The organism is Psychrobacter sp. SC65A.3, from assembly GCF_025642195.1.
GTDB lineage: Bacteria > Pseudomonadota > Gammaproteobacteria > Pseudomonadales > Moraxellaceae > Psychrobacter > Psychrobacter cryohalolentis.
Genome location: NZ_CP106752.1, coordinates 204,955 through 218,732 on the forward strand (window position 1 = coordinate 204,955; position 13,778 = coordinate 218,732).

Consider the following 13,778-nt stretch of genomic DNA (forward strand, 5'->3'; position numbering starts at 1 on the left):
GTTATTTATGATCAGTTATTTAGTCTTTAATGGAGGAGGGCAACGGATGCCGTATTTATTTGGGGGTTTGGTGGTATTAAATGCTGTGACACTAGGATATTATTTATTCTTACAGCAGCCGAGTACTACTCAGACGCTAAAGGTAGCGCAGGATGAGATTACCCAGCCTTTAGCGTTCACTAACAGTGCTGAGTATATTCCGCCTGCTATTGGCAACAAGTAATAAGTTTTATAACCGTTGAAGTTTTTATATCTAAAGAAAAATAACAAAAAAGCAACGATAGCCAGTCGTTGCTTTTTTAGTATTATTGATTGGCACTATTATGATCAGTTCAATATAAAAATGATTAAGCGAGAAAAATTCGTCCCAGTCTCGCCCCATAAAATCACGTATCTATTTTATTTAATATCAACTGTCTCAATAAATGGCTTTGTAGCGGGATCGACATCCAAACGCTGCTCTCCGGCAACTTCTGAAATGAGAGGGATGCGAATACAGACTTGCAGACCACCATCTGGATGATTAATAGCCTCAACTGTTCCATGATGCAAGCGCGCGATACGGTCAACAATCGCCAAGCCGAGTCCACTACCCTGAGTAGTACGCGCTGATTCGCCACGCTCAAACGGCTGCATGACACGCTCGAGTTGGTCTTCTGCCACCCCATCGCCGCAGTCTCGCACACATATAATTAACTGCTCTTTTGCTTCTTTATTGACGGTATTTTCGGTCACGACATCGCTGTATTCTATTACCTCTTTTTCTACAAAGGTTGGCATGACAACAGCAGACAGATAAATAGGCGGTTCACCATAACGCTTGGCATTATTCACCAGATTGATAATCAGGCGCTTAATCGACATAGGACGTACGGGCACAAGCTTGCTGCATTCTGACTGATAAATAAACTCTAGTGGCGCAAATTGCACCATAATCTCATTAAATATGGTATCTAAATTGGTAAGGCGTACAGGCTCATCGGAGCCATCTTTCATAAATGAGATAAATTGCTCTAAAATAGCATCCATATCTTCGATATCGTAAATCAATCCTTCACGAAAAAAATCATCGGGCAGCATTTCAGCAGTTAAGCGCATACGAGTCAGCGGGGTACGCAAATCGTGTGAGATGCCGGCTAACATTATCGTGCGCTCTTTTTGCGCTTGGTTGAGAGTAGTAAACAGACGGTTAAAAGCCATATTTACTTGGCGAATCTCGGTAGGACCATGACGGGTCGGTAGCGTTGTTGCATGACCCAACTGAATATAGTTGGTAGCAGCACGTTGAAGATAACGTAGAGGACGATTTAATTGACGGGCTAATAAAATAATCGTCAACAGTGTCAAAATGGGTAGCCCAAACAAAAACAAGATCAATAAAGTAGGGCTGTACTGCGAGTAATAGACCACAGGTTCGCGTATCCAAAAACTGCTATCACGACTGTCTTGTACCCAAAGCTGAGGGGTTGGTTTAAATTTAAAATATACTTCAACTGGTCGCCCCAATTGTGCACTGATTTCTCGCTGTAATACATTCGTAAAAACACTGACAAAAGCTTTGTCCGCAACCTCTGGAAAGTCACTTGGATTATCCACCACTACTACATGTGAGTGCTGGTAAATCCACTGACGGACTTCAGGATTGTCCCGCCAATCTCGATTGGCGCTGTTCATCAGCCGAAGCTCGCTGGTCAAATAGCGCGCATGGCTTTTGAGCTCGGGTAAATATAGACTGCGCCAAAAAAACAAAATTGATACCCCGACGCTAATGAGAACAATAAAAGCCACCATTAGAGTGGTTAGCAGACTATTAGAGTAAGAGCGGGGTAACCAGCTTTTATGAGGCAATGGTGGGTTTGGCGTGGTCATAGGAATCCAAATTATAATGAGGCAGTGACAGATGCTATTGTTAGGATAGCATAACCCATTAATAACGCTGCCAGCTTTCATCGACAACGCTGGCAATATCATCCGCTTAAGATAAAGGCATATGATAGAGGAGTATCCATCATATTAGCAGCGTGAATGATGAATCTTATTTACAGTCAGAACGATTTAAGCTATTGTTAATAAATAATTAAATAAGCACAGTTTATGTTTTCAATAAAATAAGACTGTGGTATAATTATGCCCTTTTTGGTATACCTGCGAAAGAGAGAATTCACATGGTTGTTATTCGTTTAGCACGGGGCGGTGCCAAGAAACGCCCATTTTATCAAGTAGTTGTTGCTGATCAACGCCGCGCGCGTGACGGTCGCTATATTGAAAACATCGGCTTTTTTAACCCACTCGCTAAAGATTCTGAAGAAGCAGTGCGCTTGAACATGGAAGCGTATAATGCGTGGGTCGCAAAAGGTGCACAACCTTCTGATCGCGTTGCTTCATTAGCAAAAGCTTATAATAAGTCTGCTGCTCAAACTGAAGCTACTGCTTAAGTTTTGGCTGCAATAGACTGATAGTGCATTTATGCATCCATCAGTTGGCTTAAGAATACCTAGCGTAACTGGTCTAACCAGGGTACGCCATTAACTGTTTATCGCTTTTAACGACGTTTATCGTTTTTAATGGCTTTTTATTTATCATCGCTGTTTTTATCATTGTTAGGTTAGCCGTTATGTCGTCTGCTCCAAACGCTAGTGCCCTTATGAAAATTGGTCAGCTCAAAAAGCCTTATGGCATCAAAGGTTGGCTTTGGGTATTTAGTGAAACAGACGATCGTACGGCGATATTTGACATCAAGCCTTGGTGGATGAAAACCGCTACCGGTATGAAACCTTTGACAGTAAAGGCTTGGCGTGAGCAAGGCACAGGAATTGTGGCTCAGTTTGAGCAGATTCCTGATCGCAATGTTGCTGAGACCATGAATGGGGTAACTCTTTGGGTCGAGCAAGACATCTTGCCAGAACCTGCTGAAGATGAATACTATTGGTCGGATTTGGTCAGCCTGCGCGTAATGAACGAGCAGGATGAATATCTAGGCGATATTACTGAGATGTTTGAAACTGGCGCTCACGCTATCATGCGGGTTGCGGCAACGACAGACAGCTTAGATGCCGATGAGCGCCTGATTCCATGGCACAAGCAAACTGTAGTGAAAGTCGATCTGACTGAAAAGACAGTGCTGGTTGCATGGCCGAGTGATTATTGATAATAATCTTAACTTTGCGGTTAAGCTTTATCAGTAATAACACCGATTTATTTAGCCAATATTAGCCACTGCGCAAGTAGACATCTGATGTATTTTGCCGTTATTAGTATTTTTCCTGAAATGTTTGCCACGATTCGTGAGTTTGGAATCACAGGTCGGGCAGTTACTCAGAAGCAAGTAACGATAGAATGCATTAACCCGCGTGATTTTACCAGTGATAACTATCGCCGTATTGATGAACGTCCGTATGGTGGCGGTCCTGGCATGGTGATGATGGCTGAGCCATTATCCCAAGCGATTGAGGATGCGCGCCTACGAGCAAGTCAGCATGGCTGCCGTGTCGACAAAGCGCACTGTCCGGTGATTTATATGTCGCCACAAGGACAGACGCTGAGTGAGAGTAGTGTGGTCGATATGACCGAGTATGACGGCATGATTATATTATGCGGTCGTTACGAAGGCATTGACGAGCGCTTACTGTCGCAGTATGTCGATATGGAAATATCGCTTGGTGATTACGTGCTTACTGGTGGTGAGCTACCGGCAATGGTGCTAATGGATAGTGTGATACGTCGTTTGCCTGATATTATGGGTGATGATAAGTCAGCTGAGCAAGACTCGTTCGTCGATGGCTTGCTTGATTGTCCACATTATACTAAGCCGCATGAGTTTGCGGGTATGGCAGTGCCTGAAGTGTTACTTTCAGGTCACCATGCCAATATCGCGAAGTGGCGCTTTAGTCAGCAAGTCGAACGTACGCAAGCGCGTCGTCCAGACTTATGGCAGGCGTTTACGCCAACGGTAGAGCAAGCAAAGTGGCTAAAGGCATTAGCAAAAGCTGATAAAAAATAGCGGTTAAAAAGATAAACAGTTAAGTAATAAAATTTTGAGCAATAACAAAACGAGTCATAGCATAATGGCCGTTTGTCATAACCTACTTACGTTGTGTCTTATTAAAAAGAGATATAATTAATTATTACAAACAGGTGATATGCGTCAAGCCTCTATTATCTAATGTGAGGAGATAACTCTCATGAGCAACAAGCATCCATTGGTTCAGGTCATCGAAAATGCTCAATTGATTGAGCGCCCAAGCTTTGCACCCGGCGATACCGTTGTGGTTCAAGTAAAAGTACGTGAAGGTGAGCGTGAGCGTTTACAGGCTTTTGAAGGCGTTGTAATTGCTAAGCGTAACCGCGGTTTAAACTCAGCGTTTACCGTACGTAAAATCTCAAGTGGCGTTGGTGTTGAGCGTGCATTCCAATTGCATTCACCAATTATCGATAGCATCGAAGTGAAACGCCGTGGCGCTGTTCGCCGTGCGAAACTATACTACTTACGTGAACGCTCTGGTAAATCAGCACGTATCCGCGAGAAGCTTGCTCCGCGTGCGCCTAAAGTTGTTAAGGCAAAAACTGATGCTCGCGTTCCTGATGCAGTTGAAACTGCACCTGGTATTTAAGCAAAAGTTTGCCATCTTTAGTTAGCTGTATGATTTACAGTCGATTAAAGTAAGGCGATAGTAGATACAAACCCTTATTCATAGGTTTATCATATAAATAAGCGGGTCATACCAAAAAAGACAAAACCCCAATCTGTGCGAATGCCAGATTGGGGTTTTTGTTTCTGGCACTTTAAATCACAGAATTAAATTAAGGCTTTAAACGTTGCCTTTAATCATCGAGATTTTCAATACGGCTGTTTTGGTCTTTAGATTTGCTGTACTTACGCAAGCGTATGTATAGCGTCTTGGTGACGATAGCGATGGTCTTTTGCTGATCGTCCACGATATCTACTTGGTATTCACGAAAGACGGGTTCACCCTCTTTTGCCAGCTCTTGAATAGCTTTAATCTCACTGCTAGGGATTTTCATGCGAGCAGTGACTTTGCTATTACCCGGCGCGATAAATTCAATATGTGAGCTTTTATCCCAAACGACGTAACTGCTACCCAGTTGATGCATGAGCATGAGCATATAAAATGGATCAACCATTGAATATAAGCTGCCGCCAAACTGTGTCCCTACAATGTTCTTATTTAGACTATTTAGTCCCATATTGACCACACATAAACCTTGGTCAAGGTTTATGTGCTCAATCTTGATGCCGGCACCGATATAAGGTGCATAAGTGTTGATACGTAGCTTGAGCAGATAAGGCGTGAGCAATGGCATAATATTTTTTTTAGCATTACGTTTTAGCGTCTCAAGATTTTTGGGTAGTAAACTCATAAACTTATCCTAGGGTACTTCTTGATTTTTAGACTGCTATTATTCAATCGTTATGGGTAAAAAGGTATTTATCATAGTGAAAAACTTATAAAGGCGCTAGAGCTAAAGCGTAACTTCATTCAAATCTTAGCGCTTTGTTTTTGACTATGCGTGATTGTCGATGGTTTATGTACCATAACGCATTATTAATTATAGGAACCATCATCATAATGACTACAATCTACTATTTTATTAGCAACTAAGTAGTTAATAAGTTTGTATTTATTTTAAAAGGAAACTTTATGTTATTAATGGCCGCTATATTTATAGTTTATTCGAATCGTTATACATTCGCGTTCTAAAGTCTCATGACATACAATGACTGCATTTTTTCTTCAGTGGCTTAACACTTATCGCAAGAGTAGTAAGTGAATAAGCAGTCACTAAAACGTCGGTCGACACAAGGAAATGTGATGAGTAACACGCAGCTTCCCCCTTTAGATGCCAATCCGCAGCAGCCAACCCCTTCTGATAATGATGTTCAAAGTAGTTATGTAGAATTACATAAGCCCTATTCAAGTTTTAAAAATCGTGATGCCTATCTCAAGCATGAATTACAAATCATGCAGCCGAAACGCTGGCGCGCCAACCTACCGTTCCGTGATTATCGTTTTGAGTACGAAGATACCATTCCAGCAATGGCTGCGACCATTGGTAAAGTTGTGATGGTGGGTGCTATTGCGGCGACTTTTGCAGGGCCACTCGGTTTGGGTGATGCTTTTATCTTAGAAAACGTCCGTTATGAATTATTGATTGTTTCGTTTTTTGTCATTTTATTCTCAGGTTTTCTACTACCGACCGCCAACCTTGCGGGTACTCATGGGCCTTTAATTCCGCTTATTCCTATTGTGGTCGCAGCTGGTGGTCACCCGATGGCCTTTGGTCTGCTCATCGGTGCCTTTGGGTTATTATTGGCAATCAGTAAAGGGGGCAGCTTACTAGCAAATTTGACCAGTAAAGGCGTGTGCGGTGGTTTGCTGCTCTACTTGGGCTTTATTGGTACGATATCACAAGTTAAAAACTTGTTTGCATGGGCAGAGGGCATTGGCATGGCGCATATTGCTTTTGTGGTAATTTTGCTGACGATTATCTTGTATGCTGTGTTAGAAAATTTTCAAAAGCGCTGGCTGGCTGTGCCGCTGAGCTGTTTGTTAGGTGGTGGCGTGGCGTTCGCTATGGGCGCGCCTTTTGCCTTTAAAACCGCACCCGGTCTACCGCATATGAGCCCTATGTATTGGTGGGGCGAAAATACTGGTTGGATGTTAGGACTGCCGACGGTTGAGAGCTTTATCGTGGTATTACCTTTTGCGGTATTAGCAGTGGCGATGTGGTCGCCAGATTTTTTAGGTCATCAGGTCTTCCAGAAAATCAGCTATCCCAAACGTACTGAACGTGTACTGATGGATATTGATGATACGATGACCAGTGCATCGTTTCGTCAGGTCGTAGGTTCTGTGCTCGGTGGCGCGAACTTTGCGTCGTCATGGGGTACTTATATCGTACCTGCAGCAATTGCCAAACGTCCCATTCCAGCTGGTGCGATTTTGACAGGAGTATTCTGCCTTATTGCAGGTGTTTGGGGTTACCCTATGGACTTGGCAATCTGGGAGCCAGTGATGTGTGTGGCACTGATTGTTGGGGTATTCATTCCATTGCTTGAAGCTGGGATGGAGATGACGCGTGAGGGTAAAACTACTCAGTCTGCCGCCATTGTCGTCTTTGCATCTGCGTTGGTGAATCCTGCCTTCGGTTGGTCTATTACTTTGGTGCTTGATAATTTAGGATTAATTGGCTCTAAAGAGCGTAGTGCCAGTCTAACCAAAATGAGCCGCTGGATTATTCCTGTGATCACCTTTGTGATACTGACCGGGGTTATGGCTATCGTCGGTATGTTGCCAGGTATCCCAGCACTATTACCAAATTTCCGTCACTAGTCGCACTGTAGGGTTGTTTTTCTGCAAAAAGTCAGCCTTGGTGCTGGCTTTTTTTATGGTTATTGCTAAGCTGATAAGGGTTCTTGTAAAACCGATACCATCGCCCCATAAACATCTGTATATCAGTATCTTGAGAGCAATAAATTCTATGGTCAATGTCTCAGAATCGAGTCCCATCGATGACAAGAAAGCCCGTCTTAAACATTTAATCCAGCGCCTGCCAAACTTGCCGGGAGTGTATAAAATGCTGGGTAAAAATGGTGATATTTTATATGTCGGCAAAGCTAAATCACTCAAGAGCCGTGTGAACAGCTACTTTGCGAAAACCATTGATCATCCTAAGACACGAGCACTGGTGGCACGGATACATAATATTGAAACCATCATTACCCGCAGTGAGACGGAAGCGCTGTTACTTGAGCAAAATCTGATTAAAGAATATCGTCCGCCTTATAACGTGCTACTGCGCGATGATAAATCCTATCTCTATGTGTTTATTTCAGCAGATAAGCCTTATCCAAGATTGGCTTATGGTCGCGGTAAAGGCAATCACCAAAAGGGTCGCTTTTTCGGTCCTTTTCCTTCTGCGCATGCGGCAAAAGAAACACTGGTGCTCATGCAAAAAATGTTTCAAATGCGCCAATGTACCAATACCTTTTTTAAGCAACGTAAGCGTCCGTGTCTTGAATACCAAATTAAGCGTTGCCGTGCTCCTTGTGTGGGCTTAGTATCGCCAGAAGAATATAGCGAGGACGTCAATAATACTATTCGTTTCTTAAAAGGTGACTCTAGTGATATCCATACTGCTTTGATTGAAAAAATGGAAGCTTCTGCTGAAGAGCTAGACTTTGAAAAGGCAGTTTTTTATCGCGATCAGCTGTCTATGCTGCGTGAAGTACAAGCCAAGCAAGCCGTTTATACAGTGCAGGGTGAGGCAGATGTGATTGCTATTGCCAGTCAAGCAGGCATGACCTGTGTCAACGTATTGACGGTACGTGGTGGGCGCGTGCTTGGCGGTAAGAACTACTTCCCTGATGTCGATAGCAGTGAGCCTCTTGCAGACAATTTATCAGCGTTTATCACCTCATTTTATTTTCAGGTGACGGATGATTTGCCAGCAGAGATTATATTGAGCGATGAATTACCAGATCAGCTAGCAGTGAGTGAAGCGTTGGCAACACACTTTGGTAGTAAGGTCGTTATCAAAACCAGCGTACGTGAGCACCGTGCTGAATGGTTAGACTTAGCAAAACTCAATACTAATAATGCACTAAAAACCAAACTTGGTGATTATTTAGAGTTACATGCACGCTTTGGGGCGTTAAAAGATGTCTTGACCGAAGTCACGGATCGTACCATTGACCGTATCGAGTGTTTTGATATCTCACATACGATGGGCGAGGCGACGATTGGTAGCTGTGTGGTCTTTGATCAAGGTGGCTCGCGTCGTCGTGATTATCGTCAGTATGCTATCCATGACATTGTCGGCGGTGATGACTATGCAGCGATGAAGCAGGTGTTAACACGGCGTTATAAGAAGCAGCCATTGCCTGATTTATTGCTGATTGATGGTGGTAAAGGGCAGCTCGGTATCGCTAAAGAAGTGCTGACTGAGTTGGGTATCCTTGGTGATACTTTGCTTATCAGTGTGGCAAAAGGTGAAGGTCGTAAGGCTGGACTTGAAGTTCTGCACTTTATTGACCATGAGCCACTTGACTTGCCTATGGATAGCAAGGCGCTGCATTTATTAATGCATATCCGCGATGAGGCGCATCGTTTTGCGATTACAGCGCACCGTAAGAAGCGTGATAAACGTCGTTCATCGTCGGTGCTAGAAGTGATTCCGGGGCTGGGTGAAAAGCGTCGCCGCGATTTGCTCAATCACTTTGGCGGCATGCAGCAATTGCTTGGTGCCTCGCAGCAAGAATTGGCAGGTGTGCAGGGAATTGGTCCGGTATTAGCGAAAACTGTTTATAAAGTGCTGCATGAGTAGTCTAGGTAATGTTCGTCAAATTTAGGTTTATGTTCATAAAATTTGAACATGAAAAAAGAGGCTGTCCTAGAGTTATTTAGGATAGCCTCTTTTTACGTTTTGTTTAAAATTTTACTATTATTCAGCGCTTTTTATTTTATAAGTTACAAATCTAAAATCTAACGCGCTTTTTTCATCATGCATCTGCTCAGATTCTTCCGCAACTTCAAACTCACTTGGCAGCTCAGGATAAAAGGCATCGCCATCAACGATTTCAGTGTCAACGTGAGTTAGTTCGATACGGTCGGTGTACAGCAATGCATCGCTAAACACGCGCTCGCCACCAATTACCCAAATCGTATCAAGATGCGCACCATGCGCTAGGCTAGCTGCTTGGGTTAAGGCATCGTCTAAATTATGCATTACATAAGCTTTATCACTGCCGACTAAGCCTTTTTGCTCAGCATAATCTATTTGGCTACTGATAATAAAGCTCACACGTTTAGGTAACGGCTTGCTGCCCATTGACTCAAAGGTCTTACGACCCATAATCACGATACCTTGTATCGCACCGTCATTTGGTTTGGTTGTCCTATTTTTAAAATGCTGCAAATCGGCTGAGATATGCCACGGTAGCTCATTGTCTTTACCAATACAGCGATTGCTACTGATAGCCGCGATTTGGGCAACTTCGGTGTTGGCATAACTCATAAATTATCCTTTGCTAATGTTTAAATATATTTAAATACAATCGAATAAACAGGCGCTATACCGCCACTTGCGCCTTAATCGCTGGATGCGACTCATAGCCATCAACGCTGATATCATCATAATTAAAAGCAAAAATATCTTTTACATTAGGGTTAAGCGCTAATGTCGGCAGCGTATAAAGCGAGCGGGTCAGCTGCAGCTCCACTTGCTCACGGTGGTTTTGATAAATATGGCAATCGCCACCGGTCCAAATAAATTCACCAACTTCTAGATTACAAACTTGTGCCACCATATGAGTCAACATGGCATAACTTGCGATATTAAACGGTACGCCCAAAAATAAATCCGCTGAGCGCTGATAGAGTTGGCAGGAGAGTTTATTATCCGCAACAAAAAACTGGAATAACGTATGACAAGGTGGCAGCGCAACTTGATCTGCTTCACCCGGATTCCAGCCAGAGACAATCAAGCGCCGCGAGTTAGGATTAGTCTTTATTTGTTCAACCACTTGTGCGATTTGATCGACACCGTCAGAGTTATACTGTCCATCTGCAGTTGTGGTTGCGCCATAATTGCGCCATTGATGACCATAGACAGGGCCCAAATCGCCAGCAGGACGATTAAAACGCGCAGTTTGCTCTGTAGTTGCCCATTCATTCCAAATGCGTACACCGTTTTGTTGCAAATAATCAACGTGGGTACTGCCACTTAAAAACCATAGGAGCTCATAAGTGATAGACTTAAGATGAACTTTTTTGGTGGTTAACAATGGAAAGCCATCGGCTAAATTAAAACGTAGCTGCGCGCCAAAGTGGCTTAGCGTACCAGTACCAGTACGATCACCTTTTTCCGTGCCTTCGTTAAGGACAAGGCGTAGCAGGTCTAAATAGGCTTGCTCGTTTTTAATGATAGAGCTGTTCATGGTCATAAAATTACTCTTCTGCGCTATTAAAACGCATCTTTAATATAGTTCTTAACGTGGTGCATGAAGAAGATAAAGCTTAATAAGCGGCTTGCTTACCCCAGTCATAAATACCGCGCTTATAAGCATAAATCAGCATAATCAAACCAGCGATAATCATCGGTGCACTCAATAGCTGTCCTTTGGTCATCCAACCTAATAAAATAAAACCTTGGTCAACATCAGGCTGGCGGAAGAATTCGATGATAAATCGGCTGATACCATAACCCAGTAAGAACACAGCAGAGGCGGCCATACGTGGACGCGGCTTTGATGAATACCACCATAAGAAGATAAATAGCAGCAGACCTTCGGCAAAGGCTTCATATAGCTGCGATGGGTGACGCGGCAGCACATACTGACCATTAACCTCAATCATTAGCTCTTGCAATTGTGGATTACTCTGTAATTGCTCCATATCAAAGGCAGCGGCTTGCGGGAAATAAGTCAGCCAGTTGTAGCCACCGTCTGAGACGCGCCCCCACAGCTCACCATTGATATAGTTACCGATGCGACCAAATAATAAGCCAGTCGGCACGCAAGGCACGATAAAATCGAATACTTGGAAGGCTGTTTTTTTATATTTACGAGCAAAAAACCACATGCCTACCATGACACCAATAAAACCGCCGTGGAAAGACATACCGCCTTCCCAAACTTTTAATAGATAAGCCGGGTTTTGTAATAGCTCGCTAAATTGATAAAACAGCACATAGCCAATACGACCGCCCAAAATGACACCAAGCGCACCATAAAAGACCAAATCGGACACCATATCGGTGGTCCAATTGTCACGTTTGCTGCTGCGATACCAAGCCAGACCAAAAGCTGCAGCAAATGCGAGCAAATACATCAAGCCATACCAGTGTACTTCTACTGGACCCAAGGACAGCGCTACAGGATTATACTGAGGATGAATTATCATAAGGGCATCATCATTATTGGTAATTAAATGCTGTCTATAATAGCAAAATTCATCCCTTGCGAACACTATGATAAATGTATGGTTTATTGAATGAATAGCAAAGCGCTAAAAAAACCGATAAGATGAAAAAAAGCGCATCAACTTCTAAGGAATTATCATGTCTGCTACCGTATCATCACGATCATTTTTGCACGATAAACGGTTAACTACCGCAGTTGATGTGCAATCGCCAAACCTTCAGCGAAACAGATTGTCATTATCTTTATTGTGTATAGTCGCATCAACCTTCAGTTTTTTCGTGCCAATGACGGCGCAAGCAGCAACCAGTAGTATCGAACAAATTACCATTTATCAAGGCTTAGCCAGTGTCACGCGTGTACTGCCCATCAGTGGCACAGGTGAGCAGACTCTGGTTTTTTCCTGTCTTTCGCCTGCGATTGAACCCGACAGTATTAATGTGCAAGCACTGGGCAATGTTAATATCGGTGAAGTCAGTATTCAAACCTTGAGTGGCGAGCAAGCAGCGCAGTGCCAGTATCAAGGGGCAGCTAATGTACAGACTCAGCAGAATAATCTAGCGGATATCAGTGCCGAATTGGAAGCGGCACGCCTGACCAAAGCCTATTTGCAAAACCTAACCAAAGTCACGCAAATCACTACTGCTGGCACCCTTGCCAATAATGCACGCGACTTAGAAACGCAAGCCGCCAGTATTAACAAAAAAATAGTAGAGCTACAAAAACGAGAAGCCCGTGCTAAAGATGATTTAAATCAGCTGGTTGCTGGCAGTACCACCTCGGTACAAAATAATGTTACCCAAGTCAGTGTGCGTACCGCCAGCCGTTCTGCCAGTAGTGTGAAATTGCATTATCAAGTACGCGGTGCCAGCTGGGAGCCGACTTATCAAGCGCGTTTAAATACCGATAATAAACAACTCAATATCACCGCCTCTGCCATCATCGCCCAACAAACAGGCGAGAATTGGAACAACGTGCCGGTTATCTTAAGTACCGTTAATCCCAATCAAACGACGACCAGCCAGCTACCAAGAGTTGAACGTTTGTCATTATATGAAGAAGAGCAAGCTAAGTTGAGCCGTTATGCACAACCAATGATGGAAGCTGCTCCAGTGGTTGTTGTTTCTGCCAGCGACAGTTATGGCGGTGCAGGTGGTATGGCGCCGCTACCGAGCTTTACGGTTAGTAGTCAAAATAAAAATGGTATTACCGAGTATCGCCTGCCGCAGCGCGTCAGTATTCCAAGTGATGGCAGACGCGTACGCACTATTATTGATGAACAATCCGGCATCAGTAAGCTGTGGCTACGGAGTACACCGAGCGTAGAAGCTGCCGCTTACTGGTATGCGTCTGCGCCATTTTTGACGCCAGCTTGGGCAGATGGTTCATTGCAACTGTATCGCGACGATAACTATGTTGGTCAGTCGCACTATGATTATCAGAGTCTAAAAGAGCAGGGGATTGGTTTTGGTGTTGATCCGAGCTTACTTGTGAAACCGCTGACTGATGAAAACAAAAAAGGCGATAAAGGCGTATTTAATCGTCAACAAACCAAGACCATCACTCAGGCGTATCAATTTACCAATCAGCACAATCGTAGTATGCGCATGCAAGTGTTAGGCGCAGAACCCTTGAGTAGCGATGACAGCATTAAAGTAACCGCGACGCATACACCAGCGATTAGCAAAAAAGATTGGAATGATAACAAAGGAATGGTAGCGTGGGAGTTCGATTTACCGAGTCAACAATCTCAAGTTGTGCAGTCGATCTATCAAATTAGCTATCCTGCGGATAAAAAATTAAACACGAATTAATGTTAAATCAGAACCATATAATCGAT

At 43.6% G+C, this 13,778-nt stretch carries 13 protein-coding genes; 8 read left to right on the top strand and 5 right to left on the bottom strand.

Translation table 11 applies throughout. From position 1 onward, the window contains the following. Window positions 1–46 precede the first annotated feature (46 nt). Window positions 47–223 carry a hypothetical protein gene (locus OEG80_RS00890; protein WP_181210644.1) on the top strand — a complete coding sequence of 59 codons (177 nt, stop codon included), beginning with the start codon at window positions 47–49 and terminating at the stop codon, window positions 221–223. A 176-nt stretch (window positions 224–399) separates the two neighbouring features. On the opposite strand, the gene OEG80_RS00895 is transcribed toward OEG80_RS00890, so the two are convergent. Next, window positions 400–1,869 carry an ATP-binding protein gene (locus OEG80_RS00895; RefSeq protein ID WP_263241306.1) on the bottom strand — a complete coding sequence of 490 codons (1,470 nt, stop codon included), beginning with the start codon at window positions 1,867–1,869 and terminating at the stop codon, window positions 400–402. A gap of 296 nt (window positions 1,870–2,165) precedes the next feature. Between OEG80_RS00895 and rpsP the strand changes: the two genes are divergently transcribed. From rpsP to rplS, 4 genes are all read left to right on the top strand, one after another. Further along, window positions 2,166–2,435: a 30S ribosomal protein S16 gene (gene rpsP / locus OEG80_RS00900; RefSeq protein ID WP_011281274.1), complete on the top strand. Its 270-nt coding sequence runs from the start codon at window positions 2,166–2,168 to the stop codon at window positions 2,433–2,435. A gap of 179 nt (window positions 2,436–2,614) precedes the next feature. Beyond that, a complete protein-coding gene (gene rimM, locus OEG80_RS00905) occupies window positions 2,615–3,148 on the top strand; it encodes a ribosome maturation factor RimM (protein ID WP_133104946.1) in 534 nt (177 codons plus the stop codon). Window positions 3,149–3,235: 87 nt separating this feature from the next. Next, on the top strand, window positions 3,236–4,000 hold the full coding sequence (gene trmD / locus OEG80_RS00910; RefSeq protein WP_011514627.1) for a tRNA (guanosine(37)-N1)-methyltransferase TrmD: 765 nt from the start codon (window positions 3,236–3,238) through the stop codon (window positions 3,998–4,000). 181 nt (window positions 4,001–4,181) lie between these two features. After that, window positions 4,182–4,610: a 50S ribosomal protein L19 gene (gene rplS / locus OEG80_RS00915; RefSeq protein WP_011514626.1), complete on the top strand. Its 429-nt coding sequence runs from the start codon at window positions 4,182–4,184 to the stop codon at window positions 4,608–4,610. A gap of 211 nt (window positions 4,611–4,821) precedes the next feature. Here the strand turns inward: rplS and OEG80_RS00920 are convergent, their stop codons facing one another. After that, the gene (locus OEG80_RS00920) at window positions 4,822–5,379 is read right to left on the bottom strand and encodes a DUF4442 domain-containing protein (RefSeq protein ID WP_149409727.1); all 558 of its coding nucleotides are present in this window, start codon (window positions 5,377–5,379) and stop codon (window positions 4,822–4,824) included. A 452-nt stretch (window positions 5,380–5,831) separates the two neighbouring features. Between OEG80_RS00920 and OEG80_RS00925 the strand changes: the two genes are divergently transcribed. Together OEG80_RS00925 and uvrC are read left to right on the top strand one after the other, a co-directional pair. Then, window positions 5,832–7,352 carry a DUF3360 domain-containing protein gene (locus OEG80_RS00925; RefSeq protein WP_263241308.1) on the top strand — a complete coding sequence of 507 codons (1,521 nt, stop codon included), beginning with the start codon at window positions 5,832–5,834 and terminating at the stop codon, window positions 7,350–7,352. 148 nt (window positions 7,353–7,500) lie between these two features. After that, complete coding sequence (gene uvrC / locus OEG80_RS00930; protein ID WP_020444423.1) at window positions 7,501–9,345, top strand: excinuclease ABC subunit UvrC; 1,845 nt, start codon at window positions 7,501–7,503, stop codon at window positions 9,343–9,345. Window positions 9,346–9,462: 117 nt separating this feature from the next. Here uvrC and OEG80_RS00935 read toward each other — a convergent pair whose 3' ends face one another. From OEG80_RS00935 to lgt, 3 genes are all read right to left on the bottom strand, one after another. Then, complete coding sequence (locus tag OEG80_RS00935) at window positions 9,463–10,035, bottom strand: dihydrofolate reductase (protein WP_263241310.1); 573 nt, start codon at window positions 10,033–10,035, stop codon at window positions 9,463–9,465. Window positions 10,036–10,090: 55 nt separating this feature from the next. Further along, entirely contained in the window at window positions 10,091–10,963 is an 873-nt protein-coding gene (locus OEG80_RS00940; protein ID WP_263241311.1) for a thymidylate synthase, read from the bottom strand. 73 nt (window positions 10,964–11,036) lie between these two features. Further along, window positions 11,037–11,921 carry a prolipoprotein diacylglyceryl transferase gene (gene lgt / locus OEG80_RS00945; protein ID WP_263241312.1) on the bottom strand — a complete coding sequence of 295 codons (885 nt, stop codon included), beginning with the start codon at window positions 11,919–11,921 and terminating at the stop codon, window positions 11,037–11,039. A gap of 157 nt (window positions 11,922–12,078) precedes the next feature. Here lgt and OEG80_RS00950 point away from each other — a divergent pair, with 157 nt between their 5' ends. Beyond that, a complete protein-coding gene (locus tag OEG80_RS00950; RefSeq protein WP_263241314.1) occupies window positions 12,079–13,752 on the top strand; it encodes a DUF4139 domain-containing protein in 1,674 nt (557 codons plus the stop codon). The last annotated feature ends 26 nt before the right edge of the window (window positions 13,753–13,778 follow it).